Genomic DNA, 18,819 nt, shown 5'->3' on the forward strand with positions numbered 1-18,819 from the left:
TCATGCCGCCTTCCGCGCGGCGGAGACCAACCGGTCGATCGCGCCTTTCTGCCAATGAAGGTCGCGCTTCAGGGCGAGGCGGAATCGGTCAAGCCCGTCGAACGCCGCAGCGGTGCGCGCGGCGGCGGTGAGCACCGCGTCGCGCGCATCGGCATCGGCCATGGCACAATCCAGCATCAAGGCGACGAGATAGTCGCGCGTGGCATCGTCGATGCGGTCCGCAGCGATGTCCGCCTGGTCGATCGGCGCCTCATCCGGCTGGAAGTCGGGGAAGAAGCTGCGAACCTGGGTCAGCACGCTTTCCCCACCCACGCCCGGCTGCGTGAGGAAGCGGGCCAAGAAGCGGCGGGTGAGCGCCGTCAGCTGCTTCTGCCGCAGCAGATCGAGCGTCTCGATGGAGAGCGGCCCATGCAGCCGCCGCTCCAGCCATGCGTCGAGATCGGGCGCCTGCTGCCACCACAGGCTGAGCGCGCGGGCGCGCAGGAAAGCCTCCGGATGCGAATGGCCCTGCGACTTGAGATCGCTGCTCTCCAGCTCCTCGGCCTGGCGGAGGTAGGCGGCGGGATCGACGCTGGCGAGGCCGGTCATCGTCTTGACCAGCACCGACACGGCCGGCTCCACCGCCTGCGCGGCGATGGCGGCGCCGCGATCGGCATATAGCTCGGTATGCAGGCTGAGCAGACGCGCCGTCTCGCGGTGCGCGGGTGCGGCATCGCCATAAGCGACGGTCTGGTCGAGGATGCGGCTGGCGTTGAAGAAGGCGCCGTCCTCCGCCCCCCACAGCCGGTAATGCGCCAGTTCGTGCCCCATCAGGGCCAACAGCTCGTCAGGCGTCAGCTTTTCCAGGATCGGCCCGCTGAAGATCAGGTGGATCTCGCCGGGGATATAGCAAAGCCCGGCGTTCATCGTGCCGTCCGACGCCTGGTACAGCGTTATCGGCGCGTCGATCGCGAGCCGCTCCATCGCGGTGCGGCAGGCGGCGAAGGCCGCGGCATGCCCTTCGGGCTCAAGCCGGTAGGTTTCCCGCAACATGGCGGCACGCACCTCGTCCGCCTGCGAACGGCGCATGTCGACGGACTGCGACCAATCCCACACCGCGGGTTCCGCGGTGCGGAGATAATCAACCAGATCCTTGTGATAGCGAAGCGGCTGCAATGCTTCGTCGGAGGGCACGCTAGCTGCGACGATCGCCATTCCCCACCCTCGCTCCGCGCCGGCCCGGTTCCGGCGCTCTACGCACCAAGTCTAGAGCTTGTGCCGCCACGCGCTAGCAGGCGCGAGCCAGACGTTGCGCCCTCCTCGGCTACGGACGCTCTTGGGCGAGGGGGCCCACCGCCGCAAAGTCAGGCGACGGCGCTATGCTCTTCCTCAAGCGCCAGCCGGTGCAGCGTTTCGAACAGATGATCCGCGCTCATCCGCGACGGATCGTAGCCGCTCGCCACTGCGATGCCGCCATAACGCTCCGCATCCGCCGCACGCGTGCCGACGAAGCCCATGGCCCAGTTCGGGAAGGCGCGGGCGTCGATGGCATCGAAGCCCAGCAGCGATACGTCGCTGTGCCGCGGATCGCGCTGGATGCGTTCAAACGTCGCTTCCACGGCGCGGCGCGACCCTTCGAGCACCTGGCCGAAGCAGCCGGCGTTGAACAGCAGCGCGCCGGTGACGCCCGCCGGCGCATTGTTGCGCTGGCTGGTGGCGAGCACGGACCGGACGCCGTCAGCGAACCTTTCCACCTCCTCGCCCATCCGGGTGCGACTGTAGTAAACGAGTCGATACAGGTCTTCGCTCATGCCTCTTTCCCGATCTTCGCTCCCCGCGACGCCAGCAGAGCGGCCGCATCGGCCCCGCTCATCGGACGTCCGGTGAGATAACCCTGTACGTGGCTGCACCCCTCCGCCCGGATGGCGTCGAGCTGTTCCTGCGTTTCCACACCCTCGGCAGTGGTTTTCATGCCGAGGCTCGTCCCCAGCCGCGCCACCGCGCGGACGATGGCGCCGGCCTCGGCATTGTCGCCCATGCCGCGCACGAAGCTCTGGTCGATCTTGATCTTGTCGAAGGGGAACTTCTGAAGATAGCTGAGCGACGAATAGCCCGTGCCGAAATCGTCCATGGAGATCCGCACGCCTAGCCCGCGCAGCGTCTTCAGCGTCGCGACCACCGTGTCGGTCTCGTCCATCAGCGCGCTCTCGGTGATCTCCAGCTCCAGCCGTCCCGGCTCCAGCCCGGAATGGGCCAGCGCAGAAATCACCGTCTGCACCAGCTTGTGGTCGCGGAACTGGATGGGCGACAGGTTCACCGCGACTTCTGCCGGGTGCGACCAGCTCGCCGCCTCGCGGCAGGCGGTGCGCAGCACCCACTCGCCGATGGAGACGATGAGCCCGGTATCCTCGGCGATCGGAATGAACTCCGCCGGGGAGATCAGGCCGCGCCTGGCATTGCGCCAGCGCAGCAGCGCCTCGAACCCGACCACGGCCTGCGTGGAGAGATCGACCTGCGGCTGATAGACCAGCTCGAACTCCTTGAGCGCGAGTGCACGCCGCAGATCGAGCTCGATCGCCCGGCGCGCCTGCATCTGCGCGTCCATGTCCGCCTCGAAGAAGCGGAAGCGCCCCCGCCCCTCCGCCTTGGCGCGGTAAAGGGCGAGATCGCCGTTCTTGAGCAGCGTGTCGCCATCGCTGCCATCGGTCGGCGCGAGCGTGACGCCGACGCTGGCGCCGACGTTCAGCATATGCCCTTCCAGCACGTAGGTGCGCCCGACCAGATCGACGATCCGCTCCGCCGTCTCGCTGATCGCGGTCGGGCTGGCATCGCCCGGCCGCAGCATCGTGAACTCGTCGCCGCCGACGCGCGCCACGACATCGCCCGGGCCGGCGATCGTCACCAGCCGCTCCGCCACCCGGCGCAGCAACGCATCGCCGATCGGGTGGCCGAGCGTGTCGTTGACGCTCTTGAAGCGATCGAGATCGATGCAGAAGACGGCGACCGGCAGTCCCGCCGCCAGCATGTCCGCCAATGCGCCGTGCAGCCCGACGCGGTTGGCCAGGCCGGTCAGCGGATCGACGCGGGCCCGCTCCGCTTCGCGGACGAAGGCGCTGACATCGTTGAGGCTGAGCGCCGCGCCGCCGTTCGGCAGATAGCGCGCCTCCGCGTTCACCGCGCGCCCGTCGCTCAGCCGCAGCTGCGCCATCTTCTCCGGCGTCGCCGCGCTGGGCAAAGCCGGGCGTCCGTCGACGCCGCAGGACGCCAGCAGATCGTCGAGCCGGAGCAGCGGCGCAGCGCTGCAGCCGAGCATGGCGCAGACCTGCCGGTTGGCGAATTCGACGAACCCGTCGCGGTCGACCAGCAGGACGGGGGTGGCAAGCTCGACCAGCGCCGCCACATAGGCGTCCGCCGGCCAGTCGGCCCGGTCTTGGAGAAGCGCGTTGAGTGCCAATGCCTGATCCCTGAGTTGCACCGCATTTGCCAATGAGATGAGAAGGATCGGTAAACGCGCGGCCTCTTGCTTATCGCGGCGCAAACCTTTGATGCCGCCGCGCGATGCCGTTCAGCGTGGGTAGCGGCGGCGCGGCTATACGGAGCGGCATGGAAAGACGCGCATTGGTGAACGGCTGGATCGCGGCGGCGGCAATCGCTCTCGTTCCGCCCGGCGCCGCTGGTGCCGCTCCGCAGCCGACCGCCGAAGCTGTCTTGCCAGCTCCCGCCGTGCTGCCCGCGCCGGCGCCCGCACCCGCGGGCCTCGCGCGCGACGCCCGCGAATATGCGCGGCAGATCGGCGTGTCGCAGGAGGAAGCCGTCCGGCGCCTGCAGGCGCTGGAGGAGACCGTTGCGGCGACCGACCGTATCGCCGCCACCTATCGCGATCGCCTTGCCGGGCTGTGGATCGAGCATGTTCCCGCCTTCCGCATCGTCGTGCTGCTGACCGGCGATGCGCCGGTGGCGACGGAGGCGCTGGTCACGCGCGATATTGTCGTGCCGGTGGTCTACCAGACGGGCGGGGCGGCGACGCGCGAACAGCTGGTCGCCGCGATCAGCGCGCGGCAAGGCGAGATCCGCGCCGCGCTCCCTTCGGTGCGGGGCATCGGCGCCGATCCCAAATCGGGGCAGCTTGCCCTGATGGTGCGGGCGGAAGATGCGGCGTTCACGGATCTGGAGGCGCTGTCGGCCGAGGCGACGGCGATTGCCGGCGTGCCCGCGCGGGTGCGCGTGCTGACGCGGACGGACGGCAATTTCAGGCTGGACGGCGGTTCGCGGGTGGAGGGCACGGCCGATGGGCCGGCGGGCGCCCCGCGCACCTTCGTCTGCACGGCGGCCTTTGCCGTCAGCGACGGCGTGCGCAGCGGCCTGACCACCGCGGCGCATTGCCCCGACACACTGAGCCATGTCGGCCCGGACGGCGTGCGCACGCCCCTGCGCTTTGTCGGGCAATGGGGTGCCGGCTATCAGGACGTGCAGGTCAACGTCGCGGATCTGCCCTTCGACCCTGCATTCCGCGCCGATCCGGACGGCCCGCCACGACCGCTGACCGGCTGGCGCAACCGCGCCAGCACGCGGGTCGGCGACTTCGTCTGCCACCGGGGCGAGCGCACCGGCTATAGCTGCGCGCAGGTCGAGCTGGTCGATTTTGCGCCACCTGCCCCGCTCTGTGCCGGCGAATGCAATCCGGTGTGGGTCGCGGTGGCAGGGCCGTCCTGCCGCTATGGCGACAGCGGCGGGCCGGTCTTCCTTGGCGGCACTGCGTTCGGCATCCTCAAGGGCGGCAGCTACGAGGCGTCGGGCACGTGCAGTTTCTATTACTACATGTCGGTCGATTACCTGCCCCAGGGCTGGTCGCTGATCCGCGGCTGAGCGGGAGCCTTGTCGCACGGTGATGCAGGCCGAGTGGATCGCCAGAGCCGCCGCGGCCGCCCGCACGCTGAGCGCGACCAGCGCGGGCCAGCGGGGCGCGGGCCATTCCGTCTACGTCATCCTGCTGCACAACCCCGCGCGGCGGGATGCGTGGGGCCTGTATGTCGGCCAGACGGCGCGCGATCCCGACTGGCGGTTCGACCAGCACAAGGCGGGCTACAAGGCGAGCGGTGCGGTGAAACGGTTCGGCATCCGGCTGCTGCCGGCGCTCACCGAGCATCTCAATCCGATGCGGCGCTGGGAGGCGATCGAGCTGGAGGCGGCGCTGGCGGAGGCGTTGCGCGGCGCCGGGATCTCGTGGGTGGAAGGCGGCCACTGACGCGCGGGCCCGACATCCGGGTAAGATACCGGAAAGGAATAGCGTCTATTTTATCGGCCACCTACCGTCCCGATGAGGCCGCCATGGACGTCACAGGTCGCGAGAGTGCCGCCGCGGGCGAGGGCGAGCGTCGCCTGCCGCCGAACCTGCAGGCGAGTGTCGATCGACATAGCCGTCATCTGGCGGAACTGGCCGCCAATTTGCGTGCCGCGGGCATCGGCGAGGATGTGATCGACGCCAGCGTGCGCGATCTCGTCGGCAGCTATCAGGCGGAGCTGACCGCAGCGATGCGGGTTGTCGTACAAGGGCAGGACCATGTCTGAACTCGTGATCGACGACGAAGACGCGCGTCTGGCGGCGCTCCGCCGTCTCGACGTGCTGGACACGCCGGCCGAGGAGCCGTTCGAGAAGATCGTCAACCTGGTGCAGACGGTGCTCGGCGTGCCGATGGCCACCGTCACGCTGGTCGATCAGGACCGGCAATGGTTCAAGGCGCATCGCGGCCTCGATGCACAGGAAACGCCGCGCTCAATCTCCTTCTGCACGCACGCCATCCGCCAGCGCGAGCCGCTGGTGGTGCCCGACGCGCTGGCGGACGAGCGATTCGCCGCCAGCCCGCTGGTGACCGGCGAACCGTTCATCCGCAGCTATGCCGGCGTCCCGCTGCGCACGCCGGAAGGCTACAATGTCGGCGCGCTGTGCGCCCTCGACACCAAGCCGCGCCGCTTCTCCGCGGCCGAGTTGGCCATCATGGGCAATCTGGCGAGCATCGTCTGCGATGAGCTGCAGCTCCGCCTGATCGCGCAGCGCGATCACCTGACGCATACGCTGACGCGGCGCGGCTTCGTCGAGCAGGCGGAGAAGGAGATCGCCAAGTGCCGCCGCTACGGCCGCCCGGCGAGCCTCGCGCTGCTCGACATCGATCACTTCAAGTCGATCAACGACACCTATGGCCATGGCGGCGGTGATGTCGTGCTGCGCCAGCTGGCCGAGATCTGTGCCGCCAACATGCGCCCGAGCGACGCCATGGGCCGGATCGGCGGCGAGGAGTTCGCGCTGCTCATGCCGGAAACGGGCGCGGCCGAAGCCCTCGCCGCGGCTGAGCGGTTCCGCGCGATCATCGAGGCGCATGAGTTCGAACTGGAAGGCGGCCGCCTACTTAAGGTGACGGCCAGCTTCGGCGTCGCCGCCTATACGCCCGATCTTGCCGACACGACTGCGTGGCTCGCGCAGACCGATCTGGCGCTGTACCGGGCCAAGCGCGAGGGCCGCAATCGCTGCCGTCTGGAGCCCGCGCCGGAAGAGCGGAGCGCGGCCTGAGGCCCGTTCAGCTCGTCGGCGTGCCGCCGACCAGCCGCGCTTCCTTGATCAGCTTGCGCAGGGCAACCACGACCGACCCGCTGATATGCGCATCGACCGCGTCATAGCCTTCCGACTTCAGCTTGCGACGGAGGAGATCCATGTCGGCATAATCGCCGGCGCGGGCCAGCGAATAAGCGCGCTCGAGCAGGGTTGGCTTGGACGTCATGCCGTATCGTAGCCGACACGTGTCGCCCTTTCCAGTGATTGCCCAACCGATGTGAACCAGCGTGGCGGTGCGTCGTTCAGCCGCGATGGCCCGTATCGCACACCTGTCCGACATTCATTTCGGCGCACATGATCCCAAGATCGTCTCCGCTACCGAAGCCTGGCTGCAACAGCACCAGCCCGACCTGATCATCATCAGCGGGGATTTCACCCAGCGCGCGCGCGAGGCGCAATTCCGCGAAGCATCCGCCTATCTCAACCGGTTGCGTGCGGCCGGGTTCAGGACGCTGGTGGTGCCGGGCAATCACGACGTGCCGCTCTACGATGTCGTCCGCCGCTTCGCCGCGCCGCTCGATCGCTACAAGCGCTACATCGACAACGATCTGTGCCCCTGGTTCGAGAATGACGAGGTGGCGGTGCTGGGCATCAACACCGCGCGCTCGCTGACGATCAAGGACGGGCGGATCAATCACGAGCAGATCGAGATCCTTCAGGAGCGGTTCGCCGTGGTCGCACCGAACAAGACGCGCATCCTCGTCACGCACCATCCGCTCTATGCCATGCCGATCGGCGAGGGCGGCGAGCTGAGCGAGGCGGTGGGGCGCCACCGCGATGCGGTGAAGGCGGTGTGCAAGGCGGGTGTCCACCTCGCGCTCGCCGGGCATTTCCACCGCACCTATGCGGAATCCGCGCGCAAGATGGTGGAGCATGCCGGCTCAACCTTGGTCATGCAGGCGGGCACGACGTCGACGCGGCTGCGCAACAGCGAGCCGCAGAGCTTCAACTGGATCCACGCCGCACGGAACGACGAGATCGAGCTGCAGGTGGTGGTGTGGGATGGCGCGAGCTTTCGCCGCGGCAATCACGAACGCTTCAGCTTCAAGGGCGACGGCTGGACGGCGCAGGAAATCGAGGGCGAAATCGCCTATGCGTGAGAAGGTGCCGTCCGCCCGGACGGCACCTCCGATATCAGCTCAGCCGCAGACCTGGATGCGCTGGCCGTTGCGCCACTCGGGCCGGCAGCGGCGCTGATTGGCCCAGCGCCGGTTGCTGCGATACTCGCTGGCGCGGCGTCCGCGACGGTCGTCCCGGTGCCAGCGACGGCGATCGTCGCGGCCATAGCGGCGGCGGTCATCGCGATCGTAGCGACGATGATCACGCCGGTCGTAGCGATCGCTGTCGCGCCGCTGCTCCCAGCGGTCGCCGCGGCCGGGCTGCGCATCCGCCGGAACGGACGCGCCGAATCCGGCAAGGACAATGCCGACGGCGGCGAACAGGGTGGTGAACTTCATGCCGATCTCCCGGCCCGGTCAGCGGGCTCGGCAAAGCAGACGATTCAGGGGGCTGGCCCGTTCCAAGCGCGGCGGCTAGACCCCGGTCAGGGCCGCCCGCCGCGGGCGCAGGAGGAAAGCGAATGTCGCACGGCAGCAACATCGTCCACTGCGACGGGCCCGACTGCCCCCACGCCTTCGACGTGATGCCCATCCAGCCGCGCAACGGCAGCCTCGACGCGCTCTGCCCCAAATGTCACGGTCACGGCGGCTGGAACAAGGAGATCGACCTCGTCAGCTTCCGCTGCAAGCGCGCGATCTGCGACCGCTGTCTGGGCGCGGGCTGGGTAGAGACCGGCAGCGACCCTGTCGGCCTGCCCGACATCGAGGCCGGGCCTGACGGCGCGCCGCGCTGGACGACGCGCTATCTGGCTCCGGAGGAAGAGGCCGAGCAGGATACGGACGGGCCGCTCGCGCAGCCCTGAACCCGCCTACCAGTCGAGATCGGCGACCAGCCCGGCATAGACCTCGATGCCGTCCCACAGATTACCGATCCGCAGATTCTCGTTCCGGGCATGCTGGTTGTCGTCGTAATTGGCGATGCTGACGGTGACCATCGGCGCCTTCAGCTGGTTGACGATCTCGGCGAAGCCCGAGCTGCCGCCGACGATCGGCAGCTGGATCACGTCATAACCGACGGTGCGGCCGATCGACTTGGCAACCGCCTGCGCCGCCGGCGTCTCGAGCGGCGTCTTGGTCGCGATCGAGCTGCCTTCGTCCCAGGCCAGCCGCACGATCTTGGGATGAGCCAGCCTGGTTGCCGCATCGGGCGTGTCGCGGACGATGAACCAGCCCTTGGACGTCAAGTAAGCCTCGGTCACCTTGCGGATGCGCGCGGGCGTCTGGCCGGGGGCGAGGCGGAAGTCGAACGAGGCGGAGGCTTCGGTGGCGATCGCGTTGGCAGCGTTGGGGCCGTCATCGCCGGCATGGATGGCGCGGACGTTCAGCGTCGGCGAGAGATAGCCGTCCGCCAGCCGCTTGGGGCCGATGGTGCGGCCGAGGCCGAGGGCCTTTTTCAGATCCTCCTCGACCGGCGGCATCGCCGCGAGACCGGCCTTGTCCGCCGCGGTCGCCGGGGTCACCTCGTCGGCGATGCCGGGGATCAGGATGCGGCCATCCTCGGTGCGCAGGCTCATCACCAGGTCGGCGATCATCACCGAGGGGCTCGGCACCCAGCTGCCATAATGACCGTCATGCAGCGGCTTGTTCGGGCCGTAGACCATCGCGGTGAAGCCGGCGATGCCGCGATTGCCGCCGCTGATCAGCTGCTTGCCCGACTGGTGCATCGGCCCGTCGCCGAAGATCAGCAGATCGCCGCGCACCAGCTCCAGGTTCTGCGCGATGATGCGGCCGAAATTGGGGGAGCCCTGCTCCTCCTCACCTTCGTAGAGCAGCTTGATGTTGACGCTGGGCTTGATGCCGCGCGCCTTCAGCGCGTCGAGCGCGCTGATCATCGCCTGGATCGGTGCCTTGTCGTCACCGGCGGAGCGGGCATAGATCCGCCAGTCAGGGTTGATCGGCCCCTGCGCGGGCACGGTCACTTCCTTGTCTTCGGGGGGAGCGGTGCGCAGCGTCGGCTGGAACGGCGGATTGAGCCAGCCTTTCTGCGCCACCGGCTGGCCGTCATAATGGGCATAGAACACCACGGTGCGCTTGGCGCCGGGGGTGCGAAGCTCGGCGAAGACGGACGGTGGCGTGCCGGGCGATGCCCGCAGCAGCCGCGTCTTGAAGCCACGCGTCTCGAGCAGGCCGGAGATGTAGGCGGCGTTCCGCTCGACATCGGGCAGGTTGGTGGCGACGTTGGGCATCGCCAGCAGCTTGCTGAAATCCGCCAGGATCTCCCGCTCATGCGCCTGCCGCCAGGTCCGCACCTCCGCGCTCGGCGATGCGGCGGACGCGCTGCCCGCCATCGCGCAGCAGGCCGCCGCCATCATGATCGCCTTGAACCGCCGCATGTCTCGTCCCCCAGGAATATGGGCGGACTGTGCCCGGCCCGTCGCCTCAGAGCAACAGGAGCACGCACCTGACGGTTGCGCGTGACGCAATCACTTACATTCCATGTTGCACTTGCACACCGCCATGTTGCGGCGCACAAAGGGCGTGCCTTTCAGGCATCCTCTCCTAGACTTCAGGGCTGGCTCATCGAGCCGGCCCTTTTTTTTGGCCGTTCGATCCCGCCGATCAGGCCCGCTGCGTGAACAAGGCAGGCTGTTCCTCATCAAGATCGGCGAGCAGCCGCGCCGGATCGGCAGCGCCATCGCCCTGCGGACACGGCTTGTAGGCATCGCGCAACGCGCGGCCGAGCCGGTAGACAGCGTCGGGCTGCTCCAGTTCCAGCATCTGCTCGGTGCAGCCGTCCATCGGAAATCACTCCACGCGGGAAAACAGGAACATAACGCACACGGCTTAGCCCAGTTTCTGCGGCACCGCTGTGACCCGCGCCACCAGGGCGCGGTCTGCGTCATACTGGAAGTCTGCCTGTTTGTGCGCCAGCGCGCATAACTTTCGCAACCAACATGGCGCATTGCCGCAGCCGGTCCGCTGCCATAATCGACGCGTTCAAACAGGCGGCGGGGCAATGTGACGGACGGTATCGCGAAGGCGCGAACGGGGATCAGCGGGTTCGACGAGCTGACGCTGGGCGGCCTGCCCGCCGGCCGCCCGACCCTGGTGTGCGGATCCGCCGGCTGCGGCAAGACGCTGTTCGCCACCACCTTCCTGATCAATGGCGCGCGCGACGAGGACGAGCCCGGCATCTTCGTGACCTTCGAAGAACGGCCGGTCGACATCGTCGCCAACGTCCGCTCGCTCGGCTTCGCCATGGGCGACCTGATCGAGCGCAAGAAGATCCTGATCGAGCATGTCGCGATCGATCCGGCCGAGCTGGCCGAGGTCGGCGACTATGATCTCGAGGCGCTGTTCCTGCGGCTGGAACTGGCCGTCGATGAGATCGGCGCGAAGCGGATCGTGTTCGACACGATCGAGAGCCTGTTCTCCGCCTTCCAGAACCCCGCCATCCTGCGCGCCGAGATCCGCCGTCTGTTCGACTGGTGCAAGGAAAAAGGTCTCACCGCCGTCATCACCGGCGAGCGCGGCGATGGCGCGCTGACGCGGCAGGGGCTGGAGGAATATGTCTCCGACTGCGTGATCCTGCTCGATCACCGCGTCCACAACCAGGTGTCCACGCGCCGCCTGCGCATCGTCAAATATCGCGGCACCGCCCACGGCACGAACGAATATCCGTTCCTGATCGGCGAGGACGGCTTCAGTGTGCTGCCGGTCAGCTCGCTCGGCCTCGGCCACAAGGTGTATGACGAGCGCATCTCAAGCGGGATTGCCGATCTGGACGCGATGCTGGCAGGCGGCGGCTTCCACCGCGGCAGCAGCATCCTGCTGAGTGGGGTCGCGGGCTCGGGCAAAAGCTCGATCTCCGCCTCCTTCGCCGCGGCGACGTGCGCGGCTGGTGAGCGGGCGCTCTATTTCTCGTTCGAGGAATCGGCGCAGCAGACGGTGCGCAACATGCGCTCGATCGGCCTCGATCTGCAGCCGCACATCGATGCGGGCCTGCTTCACACCGTGGCATCGCGGCCGACCTTCTACAGCCTGGAAATGCACCTCGCCCTGATGCTGCGCGAGGTGCAGCGCGTGCGCCCCGCGCTGGTCGTGCTCGATCCCATCTCCGCCTTCATCGATTCGGGCGAGCAGCTGGAGGTGCAGGCGATGCTGCTGCGGATGATCGACCATCTGAAGAGCGAAGGCATCACCGGCGTATTCACCCACCTCGCCCACTCGCAGGGCGAGGCGAAGACGGATGCAGGCCTGTCCTCCCTGATGGACGCATGGATCCTGCTGCTCAATCGCGAGACGAACGGCGAGTTCAACCGGGAGCTTTATCTGCTCAAGGCGCGGGGCATCGCCCATTCCAATCAGGTGCGCGAATTCGTGATGAGCGATCGCGGCATCCGCCTGGTGCCGCCCTATCTCGGCGCGAACGGTGCGCTCACCGGATCGGCCCGCCGCTTCGAGGAAGCGCGCGAGCGGCGCGAGGAGCAGGCGCGCATGGCCGAGGCCGCGCAACGGCGCGAGCTGGTGGCCCAGCGTCGCCGCCGCACCGAGGCGCAGATCGAGGCGCTGCGCGCCGATCTCGCGGCCGACGAGATGGAGCTGCACAGCCTGTCCGAGCAGGAAGCCGATCATATCCGACAGGCCGAAGCGGACCGCGCGGCGATGGCCAGCGGCCGCGGCGCGGCAACGGGAACGAGGGACGACCGATGACCGAGGCGGCCACCCCGCTCAAGCTGACGCTCTACGTCGCAGGCCAGACACCGAAATCCGTCGCCGCCATCCGCAATCTCGAGCGGATGTGCGCCGAGCATATGCCCGGCCGCTACGAAGTGGAGGTGATCGACCTGCGCCAGCATCCCCAACTGGCGCGCGAGCATAACATCGTCGCCATCCCGACGCTGGTGCGCTCGCTGCCTGTGCCCGTCCAGAAGATCATCGGCGACCTGTCCGATCAGGAGAAGGTGCTGGTCCACCTCAAGGTCGAGGACTGAGGTGACCACCGATCCAGCGCGCGCCGGTGAGCGCGAAGCCGAACTCCGCCGCCGCCTGGACGAGGCCGAGGAAACGCTGCGCGCGATCCGCGACGGCGAGGTCGATGCGCTGGTGGTGCGCGGCGAAGACGAGGACGAGGTGTTCGCGCTGGGCGCGCAGGACAGCTACCGCGCCTTCATGGAGGCGATGGATATCGGCGCCGCGGCGCTCGATGCCGAAGGCCGGCTGATCTACGCCAACGCCGCCTTGTGCGAGCTGCTGGGCCACAGCGCGCGCGAGCTGCAGCAGCACGGCATCTTCGGCGTGCTGGCCGATCCGGCCGGCAGCATCGTGCGTGATCTGATCCGCGAGGCCGCGGCGCACCGCCGCAGCCGCCAGATGGCGCTGCCCTGCCGATCGGGCCAGGTCCATGTCGAGGTGACCGCCGCGCCGCTGTCGCTCGGCTTTGGCGAGGGGGTGGCGCTCACCTTCACCGACGTCACCGAGCGGATCGAGGCCGCCGCGGCGCTGGAGAGCGACCGTATCGGGCGCGCCATCATGAACTCCTCGAACGAGGTGGTGGTGGTATGCGATGCCGCCGGGCTGATCACCCACGCCAATGCCGGGGTCCGCCAGCTGCACGACGGTGTCGCCATCGGCCAGCCGTTCGACCAGGCATTCCCGCTCGATTTCTCGCTCGGCTCGGGGCTGATCAGCGGGACCGACCTGATCGACGTGGCGCTTGCCGGGACGTCGGTGCGCGGGGTCGGCGCGACGCTGACGCTGGATGGCCGCATGCGCGACGTGCTGCTGAGCGCGGGGCCGCTGCGCCGCTCGGGCGAGACGATCGGCGGCTGCATCGTCACCATCGCCGATGTGACCGAGCAGCGCGCAACCGAGAAGCGCCAGGCTTTGCTCATGGCCGAGCTGACGCACCGGGTGAAGAATACGCTGACCCTGGTCATGTCCATCGCCAACCGCACGATCAGCGGCGCGAAGGACCTGCCCGATTTCCGCACCGCCTTCGCCCGGCGCATCGAGGCGCTGGCGGCAACGCATGCTTTGCTGCTGGAAGGCGGCATGGGCCGGCTGACGCTGGCGGAGCTGATCGCAGCGGAGCTCGCCCCCTACGTCTCGGTCGGCAGCGAGCGGGTGCGCCTGAGCGATGTCGATGTCCGGGTAACGCCGGATACCGCGGTGGCACTGGGGCTGATCCTGCACGAACTCGTTACCAACGCGGTAAAATACGGTGCGCTGTCCAACGATCAGGGCACGATCACGATCAGCACCGCCGCTGCCGGTCAGGCGACCGAGATCGTGTGGCGCGAGGATGGAGGGCCGACGGTGGTGCCGCCCGAAAAGATGGGGTTCGGCCAGACCGTGATCGCCCGCGGGCTGGGGCAGAGCGCGGCGCAGCCGACGCAGGTCTCGTTCCGGCCGGAGGGCCTGGAATGCCGCATGTTCGTGCCGACGGATCAGATTTCCGCCCAATAATGCCGCGGCCTTAGTCGCAGGCGGCCTCGTCGCCTGCGCGGCAGGCCGCGACCTGACGCCGCCACGCGGCCAGCTCCGCCTCGTAACGCGCCCGCTCCGTCCGGTAGCGGGCCTGCGCGGCGGCGGCCGCGCGCGGGCGGGCGGCGGCAGCGGCACGGCGATTGAGATCGATGGTCCGCAGGCGATCGGCGCGGTGCGCGGCATCTTCGGGCGGCGCGGCGGCGAGCAGGGCGGCAAGGATCAGCATGACGGCAAGACTGCGCAAGCAGCGCTGTCCTGCAGCTGAACGATCCGCCTCAGCGGGTGGCGAAGGTGCGGACGAGCTCGATGGCGGCGGGGGCGAGGCCGAGCGTGGCGAGCATCGCCGCCGCGGTCGCCGCGTCGCGATCCCCGCGCCGCGCGAGGCCGACGTAGCGGCGCAGCGTCTCCAGCCGCTCATCCGCCAGCTGGCGCACGCCGCCCTCAACGCCGGTCAGCCAATCCATCATCCGGCCGAGGCGCGTGCGCGGCCTGAAGGCCGCAGTGCCGTGGCGATCCGCCTCCGCCCGCGCCAGCGCGACAACCCGCCAGTCCAGCGGCGTGAGGCCATGCGCCACCGGCGGCAGCACCGCCGTCGCCAGACCTGCATCCATCCGCATGTTCGTCATGTCCATCACGAACCGTCCCGTTCAAATCCTTGCGCCAAGTGGCGCCCCTGCCGGGCCGCCGCTATGTCGCCCGCCACAACCCTGCACCCGGGCTGCGATGACGAACGCGCTTCCAGGGACGAAGCTGCAATTCACGCGCTGAGCGCTGTCTGAACGATGTTGTCGTCTGCCGTTCAGGTGGCAGGCGCGGGGCGTGGGTCGAGATACAGGTAGGACGGATCGAACTCCGCCACCCTGGCCAGCCCCGGCCAGTCGAGGATCTGCAGCCGCCGCGCCGTGATCGCGATCAGCCCGGATTCGCGCAGGCGGCGGAAGACGCGATTGACGTGGACCGGGGTCATGCCGGTCGCCTCCGCGATGTCGCCCTGCGTGAAGGGGAGCGGGAAGGCGTGATCCTCCGTCATTCCCACCGTTTCGTGGCGGACGAACAGCTCGCAGAACAGGTGCGCGACACGGCCGAGTGCACTCCGCCGTCCGATCGACAGGATCTGCTCGCGATGGCCCGCCGCCTCGACCAGCGTCGTCGTCCAGAGCTGGCGGGCAAGCGGCTGCTCATCCTCGGTGATCCGCAGCAGCGCCTCGTGCGGGAAGCGGACGAGCCGGGCGGTGGTGAGCGTGACCAGATCATGCTCGAGCGTCTTGAGCAGGAAGCTCGGCAGATCGATGAAGTCGCCCGGCAGGCTGATCTGCAGGATCTGGCGCTGGCCGTCGGGCAGATCCTTGTAGCGCGCGACATAGCCGTCGACGAGCAGGTTGGAGCAATGCTGCGGCACGCCTTGCGGCACCACCGTCTCCCGCGGCGAGGCGGCATAGCTATCCCCGACGGCGGCGGCCAGCGCGCCACGCTGGTGCGCGGACAGCGTGCCGCGTCGGCCCAGTTTGGCGAAGAGCGGCTCCAGCAATGGTCTACCTTCCGGAAAGGATACCACCCGGACCTAGCGAACGCAGCGTGCCGTCAAATGTTGCGGCCTTGTCATGATCCCGGAACTCGGCCCGGCGCTCGACGGTTGGCCCGGCCTCATCTCCTGGAGATCAGAATGGCCGACGAAGCAGCCGGGAACGCCGAGGGCGGCGACGCGCCGGCAGAGACCAAGCCCACCAAGCCGAAGTCGCCGCGCAAGCCGCGAGCCGCCGCCGCGACCAAGGAAGCGGATGCAAAGCCTGCGCCGCGCCGCGCCAAGGCGGACACGGACGCCGCGCCGGCCAAGAAGCCGGCTGCGCGCAAGGCGGCGGCCAAGCCTGCTGCCAAGAAGAAGGCGCCTGCCCGCAAGAAGGCGGACGCCGGCACCGTCGAAGGCGTCGTCAAGGCGGTCCGCACGTCGAAGCCGGCCAAGGCCGCGCGTGCCGGCGCCAAGAAGGCAGGCGAGGCGCTGCCCAAGAGCCGCGGCGGCGTGGCTGCCGTGGTCGGCGCCGCTGCGCTGGGGATTGCCGGCGCGCTGGCGGCGACGGTGGGCAAGGAAGCGACCAAGCGCGCCACCGATGCGGTCCGCGCCAAGGTCAAGCAGCGGCGCGAGGATCAAGCAGCGGGTGCCGATGGCTCCGAGGATTCTTCCGCCGCCGGCTGAACCGGATCGGCCGCCGGCGCGCTTGCCGGCGGCGTGACGTCAGGCCGCGGTGCGTTGAGCGCTGCGGCCTCGATCAGGTCGAGCGCCTGGCGGGCGGAGACGTAGCGCCGTGCCGAGGCGATCCAGCCTGCCGCGGCGTCCCGCCCCGGCAGGCGCGCGACTTCGGCCAGCGCGCGATCCACATGCCCGGCCTCGACCGCTGCCTGCGCCCGGTCCAGCCGGTCCGCGGGCTGCATCGACGGCGCAGTCGCCCGTCGCAGCACGACCAGCCCGGCGATCTCGCGCCGCACAGCCTGCCACCAGCCCGCCCGTGGCCCTGCACCCGCAAGGGCAGGGCGTGCCTGGGCCAGCCCGGCACGCAATTCGTCGAGCGTGACCGGCAGGCGCGCCGCGGTGAGGATCGTCGCCACCGCCTGCGGCTGCGCCTCACCGAAACGCGCGCGCATCAGCGGCTCGAGATAGCCGAGGCCCACACCACGATCGAGCGCACGCCGGGCGGCAAAGGCGACGAGCAGCGCCTCTGCCCGATCCGCATTGACCGAGGCGACGCGGGCCCGCGCATCGATCGCGCCGATCCGCCCTTCGAGCTCCACCACACGGCCCGACAGCGCCTCCACCGCCGCGAGCGGCAATGGCGTGACGATCACCGGTGGGCGCGACGGCTGCGCGGGCATGGCCGGCAGCGGCACGGGGTCGGGCTCGGCCGGGCGCAGGTAGCGCGCGGCGGTGTCCCAATGGGTCAGCGCATAGCCCATCGCCAGCGTACCCGCGAGGAAGGCGAGCAGCAGCGCCACAAGGCGCGGCAGGAGGCCACGCGAACGGCTTGGCCGGGCTTCATCGTCGATCGTCACGCGCGCTCTCCCCGTTCTTCCTCGCACAGCGAAGCCGCCGCCGCCAAGAGCGCGTCATCGTTCGGCGCCGCGGCGATGCGCGAAGCAGCCCAGCCAGGGCCGGCCGCCGCTGCCGCCGCCGGACTGATCGCCGCCAGCCGCAGCCTGGCGGGATCCGTAACGCGGGCCGCCAGCAGGCGCGCGGCACGCGGCGAGTGGACCAGCGCGATCGCCTCACCTTCAGGCACTTTGGTGCCCGTCTCCTCCGCCGCATAGACCGGCAGGCGCACGATCCGGACGCCCGCCTGCTCGACGGCCTTATGCTCCCGACCGACGAGATGTAGCAGCTTGGTCTGGCCGTCCGCGACGGCGCGGGCGAGGATCGCCGCCGCATCGCCCTCTCCCGCGACGATGGTGCCGAAGCCCGCCTCGCGCGCCGCCCGCGCGGTCGCCTCGCCGACCGCGTAGAGCGGTAAAGCGTGGAGGCGGCGGAGCAGCGGGCCACCGTGACGCATGGCATTTGCGCTGGTGACGAGCAGCGCGTCGAACGACTCATCCGGCAGCGACCAGTCGAGCGCCCGCACGGCGAACAGCGGATGCGCCTCCGCCGCCATCCCGAGCGCATGCGCGCGGGCGACGGTTGCCGACGCGCCGGGCTCCGGCCGCAGCACGAGAAGCTTCATGGCCCGGTGAACAGCGCCCGCACGCGCGCCGGCGCCCGATCGAGCAGCCGCGCGGCAAGGCGGGCCGGAGCGTCCGCCTCGCTGAGCGCGATCGCGTCCGAAACCCGCGCGCTGCCCGCCTCGTCGAGCAGTTCAGCGGCCAGCGTCCACAACCCGCCGTCCTCGCGCGCCAGCGCCGCCACGGGGGAGCGGCAATCCGCGCCCAAGGCCGCAAGCAGCGCGCGCTCCGCCTCGACCGCGCGGCGGGTGGGCGCGTGATCGATCGGCCCGAGCAGCGCGAGGACCCGGCCATCGTCTGCCCGCGCCTCGACACCAACCGCCCCTTGCGCGGGTGCCGGCAGCATCGTCTCGATGGGGATGGCATGGCCCACCGCCTGCCCCAGCCGGTCGAGCCCCGCCGCCGCCAGCAGGGTCGCTTCCGCCTCACCTGCGGCGAGCTTTGCCAGACGGGTCGCGACATTGCCGCGGAAGAGGACGATTTCCACGTCCGGACGCAGCGCCCTGAGCTGCGCCGAGCGGCGCGGGCTGGAGGTGCCGATGCGCGCACCCTGCGGCAGCGCGGCGACGCTCTCCGCGCCGATCAGGCGATCGCGCACGTCGGCGCGCGGCAGCAGCGCGGCGATCGCGATTGTAGCCGGCCGGTGCGTCTCGACATCCTTCATCGAATGGACGGCGAAATCGATCTCGCCGCCGAGCAGCGCGCGATCGAGTTCCTTCGTCCACAGCGCCTTGCCGCCCACCTCGGCAAGCGCACGATCCTGGATGCGATCGCCGGAGGTGCGGATCGGCACGATCTCGATCTCCGGCGCGGCGGCACCGTGCGCGGCGCGGATCGCGTCGGCCACCATGTTGGCTTGCGTGAGCGCAAGCGGCGAGCCGCGGGTGCCGAGACGGAGGGGAGGCGTTGGTGCGATCAAGGGAGCCGTGCGGGCTGAGCGACGTCGAAGCCCTGCCCTTCCTTTCCGCTGCGCGGGTTAGAAGA

Annotated in this window: 23 protein-coding genes; 10 read left to right on the forward strand and 13 right to left on the reverse strand. The window is 69.5% G+C overall.

From position 1 onward, the window contains the following. The 3 genes from BM360_RS17910 to BM360_RS17920 all read right to left on the reverse strand — a co-directional run bounded on the left by BM360_RS17910 (window position 1) and on the right by BM360_RS17920 (window position 3,433). On the reverse strand, window positions 1–1,194 hold the full coding sequence (locus BM360_RS17910; RefSeq protein ID WP_093316820.1) for a M48 family metalloprotease: 1,194 nt from the start codon (window positions 1,192–1,194) through the stop codon (window positions 1–3). Window positions 1,195–1,343: 149 nt separating this feature from the next. Further along, entirely contained in the window at window positions 1,344–1,790 is a 447-nt protein-coding gene (locus BM360_RS17915) for a BLUF domain-containing protein (protein ID WP_093316822.1), read from the reverse strand. Next, the gene (locus BM360_RS17920; protein ID WP_242653558.1) at window positions 1,787–3,433 is read right to left on the reverse strand and encodes a putative bifunctional diguanylate cyclase/phosphodiesterase; all 1,647 of its coding nucleotides are present in this window, start codon (window positions 3,431–3,433) and stop codon (window positions 1,787–1,789) included. The genes BM360_RS17915 and BM360_RS17920 overlap by 4 nt, the downstream gene beginning before the upstream one ends. Before the next feature lie 149 nt (window positions 3,434–3,582). Here BM360_RS17920 and BM360_RS17925 point away from each other — a divergent pair, with 149 nt between their 5' ends. The 4 genes from BM360_RS17925 (at window position 3,583) to BM360_RS17940 (ending at window position 6,544) form a co-directional block, all read left to right on the forward strand. Then, window positions 3,583–4,845 (forward strand): S1 family peptidase, encoded by a 1,263-nt coding sequence (locus BM360_RS17925; RefSeq protein WP_242653559.1) that lies wholly within the window; start codon window positions 3,583–3,585, stop codon window positions 4,843–4,845. A 22-nt stretch (window positions 4,846–4,867) separates the two neighbouring features. Continuing rightward, complete coding sequence (locus BM360_RS17930) at window positions 4,868–5,224, forward strand: hypothetical protein (RefSeq protein WP_093316825.1); 357 nt, start codon at window positions 4,868–4,870, stop codon at window positions 5,222–5,224. Between the two features lie 83 nt (window positions 5,225–5,307). Beyond that, on the forward strand, window positions 5,308–5,547 hold the full coding sequence (locus BM360_RS17935; RefSeq protein ID WP_093316827.1) for a hypothetical protein: 240 nt from the start codon (window positions 5,308–5,310) through the stop codon (window positions 5,545–5,547). After that, window positions 5,540–6,544: a GGDEF domain-containing protein gene (locus BM360_RS17940; protein WP_093316831.1), complete on the forward strand. Its 1,005-nt coding sequence runs from the start codon at window positions 5,540–5,542 to the stop codon at window positions 6,542–6,544. Before BM360_RS17935 ends, BM360_RS17940 begins: the two co-directional genes overlap by 8 nt. A gap of 7 nt (window positions 6,545–6,551) precedes the next feature. Here BM360_RS17940 and BM360_RS17945 read toward each other — a convergent pair whose 3' ends face one another. Then, the gene (locus BM360_RS17945; RefSeq protein WP_093316834.1) at window positions 6,552–6,752 is read right to left on the reverse strand and encodes a hypothetical protein; all 201 of its coding nucleotides are present in this window, start codon (window positions 6,750–6,752) and stop codon (window positions 6,552–6,554) included. 85 nt (window positions 6,753–6,837) lie between these two features. Between BM360_RS17945 and BM360_RS17950 the strand changes: the two genes are divergently transcribed. Then, window positions 6,838–7,686: a metallophosphoesterase family protein gene (locus BM360_RS17950; RefSeq protein ID WP_093316836.1), complete on the forward strand. Its 849-nt coding sequence runs from the start codon at window positions 6,838–6,840 to the stop codon at window positions 7,684–7,686. Between the two features lie 39 nt (window positions 7,687–7,725). Here BM360_RS17950 and BM360_RS17955 read toward each other — a convergent pair whose 3' ends face one another. Beyond that, the gene (locus BM360_RS17955; RefSeq protein WP_093316839.1) at window positions 7,726–8,043 is read right to left on the reverse strand and encodes a hypothetical protein; all 318 of its coding nucleotides are present in this window, start codon (window positions 8,041–8,043) and stop codon (window positions 7,726–7,728) included. Window positions 8,044–8,165: 122 nt separating this feature from the next. On the opposite strand from BM360_RS17955, the gene BM360_RS17960 reads away from it, so the two are divergent. Further along, window positions 8,166–8,507 (forward strand): hypothetical protein, encoded by a 342-nt coding sequence (locus BM360_RS17960; RefSeq protein WP_093316841.1) that lies wholly within the window; start codon window positions 8,166–8,168, stop codon window positions 8,505–8,507. Window positions 8,508–8,513: 6 nt separating this feature from the next. On the opposite strand, the gene BM360_RS17965 is transcribed toward BM360_RS17960, so the two are convergent. Both BM360_RS17965 and BM360_RS17970 read right to left on the reverse strand, forming a co-directional pair. Further along, window positions 8,514–10,037, reverse strand: a complete 1,524-nt coding sequence (locus tag BM360_RS17965; protein WP_093316844.1) for a M20/M25/M40 family metallo-hydrolase — start codon at window positions 10,035–10,037, stop codon at window positions 8,514–8,516. A gap of 226 nt (window positions 10,038–10,263) precedes the next feature. After that, entirely contained in the window at window positions 10,264–10,443 is a 180-nt protein-coding gene (locus BM360_RS17970) for a hypothetical protein (RefSeq protein WP_093316846.1), read from the reverse strand. Between the two features lie 219 nt (window positions 10,444–10,662). Between BM360_RS17970 and kaiC the strand changes: the two genes are divergently transcribed. From kaiC to BM360_RS17985, 3 genes are read left to right on the forward strand one after another with little or no spacing between them, the layout of a single operon-like run. Then, window positions 10,663–12,357 carry a circadian clock protein KaiC gene (gene kaiC, locus BM360_RS17975; protein WP_093316849.1) on the forward strand — a complete coding sequence of 565 codons (1,695 nt, stop codon included), beginning with the start codon at window positions 10,663–10,665 and terminating at the stop codon, window positions 12,355–12,357. Next, window positions 12,354–12,638: a circadian clock KaiB family protein gene (locus BM360_RS17980; RefSeq protein ID WP_093316851.1), complete on the forward strand. Its 285-nt coding sequence runs from the start codon at window positions 12,354–12,356 to the stop codon at window positions 12,636–12,638. Before kaiC ends, BM360_RS17980 begins: the two co-directional genes overlap by 4 nt. 1 nt (window position 12,639) lies before the next feature. Next, a complete protein-coding gene (locus tag BM360_RS17985; RefSeq protein WP_093316854.1) occupies window positions 12,640–14,112 on the forward strand; it encodes a sensor histidine kinase in 1,473 nt (490 codons plus the stop codon). Window positions 14,113–14,122: 10 nt separating this feature from the next. On the opposite strand, the gene BM360_RS17990 is transcribed toward BM360_RS17985, so the two are convergent. The 3 genes from BM360_RS17990 to BM360_RS18000 all read right to left on the reverse strand — a co-directional run bounded on the left by BM360_RS17990 (window position 14,123) and on the right by BM360_RS18000 (window position 15,661). Further along, window positions 14,123–14,377, reverse strand: a complete 255-nt coding sequence (locus BM360_RS17990; protein ID WP_131819299.1) for a hypothetical protein — start codon at window positions 14,375–14,377, stop codon at window positions 14,123–14,125. A 31-nt stretch (window positions 14,378–14,408) separates the two neighbouring features. Further along, window positions 14,409–14,765: a hypothetical protein gene (locus BM360_RS17995; protein ID WP_093316859.1), complete on the reverse strand. Its 357-nt coding sequence runs from the start codon at window positions 14,763–14,765 to the stop codon at window positions 14,409–14,411. 167 nt (window positions 14,766–14,932) lie between these two features. Next, window positions 14,933–15,661: a Crp/Fnr family transcriptional regulator gene (locus BM360_RS18000; RefSeq protein ID WP_165611366.1), complete on the reverse strand. Its 729-nt coding sequence runs from the start codon at window positions 15,659–15,661 to the stop codon at window positions 14,933–14,935. A gap of 135 nt (window positions 15,662–15,796) precedes the next feature. On the opposite strand from BM360_RS18000, the gene BM360_RS18005 reads away from it, so the two are divergent. Next, window positions 15,797–16,324, forward strand: coding sequence for a hypothetical protein (locus tag BM360_RS18005; protein WP_093316864.1), 528 nt, complete (start codon window positions 15,797–15,799; stop codon window positions 16,322–16,324). Here the strand turns inward: BM360_RS18005 and BM360_RS18010 are convergent. The 3 genes from BM360_RS18010 to hemC are packed head-to-tail and all read right to left on the reverse strand — an operon-like array spanning window position 16,276 to window position 18,754. After that, window positions 16,276–17,175: an MICOS complex subunit MIC60 gene (locus tag BM360_RS18010; RefSeq protein ID WP_093316867.1), complete on the reverse strand. Its 900-nt coding sequence runs from the start codon at window positions 17,173–17,175 to the stop codon at window positions 16,276–16,278. The genes BM360_RS18005 and BM360_RS18010 overlap by 49 nt on opposite strands. After that, complete coding sequence (locus BM360_RS18015; RefSeq protein ID WP_093316869.1) at window positions 17,172–17,837, reverse strand: uroporphyrinogen-III synthase; 666 nt, start codon at window positions 17,835–17,837, stop codon at window positions 17,172–17,174. Before BM360_RS18015 ends, BM360_RS18010 begins: the two co-directional genes overlap by 4 nt. Beyond that, window positions 17,834–18,754 (reverse strand): hydroxymethylbilane synthase, encoded by a 921-nt coding sequence (gene hemC, locus BM360_RS18020; RefSeq protein WP_093316872.1) that lies wholly within the window; start codon window positions 18,752–18,754, stop codon window positions 17,834–17,836. Before hemC ends, BM360_RS18015 begins: the two co-directional genes overlap by 4 nt. Window positions 18,755–18,819: the final 65 nt, after the last annotated feature.

This window comes from Sphingomonas jatrophae, from assembly GCF_900113315.1.
GTDB classification, from domain to species: Bacteria; Pseudomonadota; Alphaproteobacteria; order Sphingomonadales; family Sphingomonadaceae; genus Sphingomonas_P; species Sphingomonas_P jatrophae.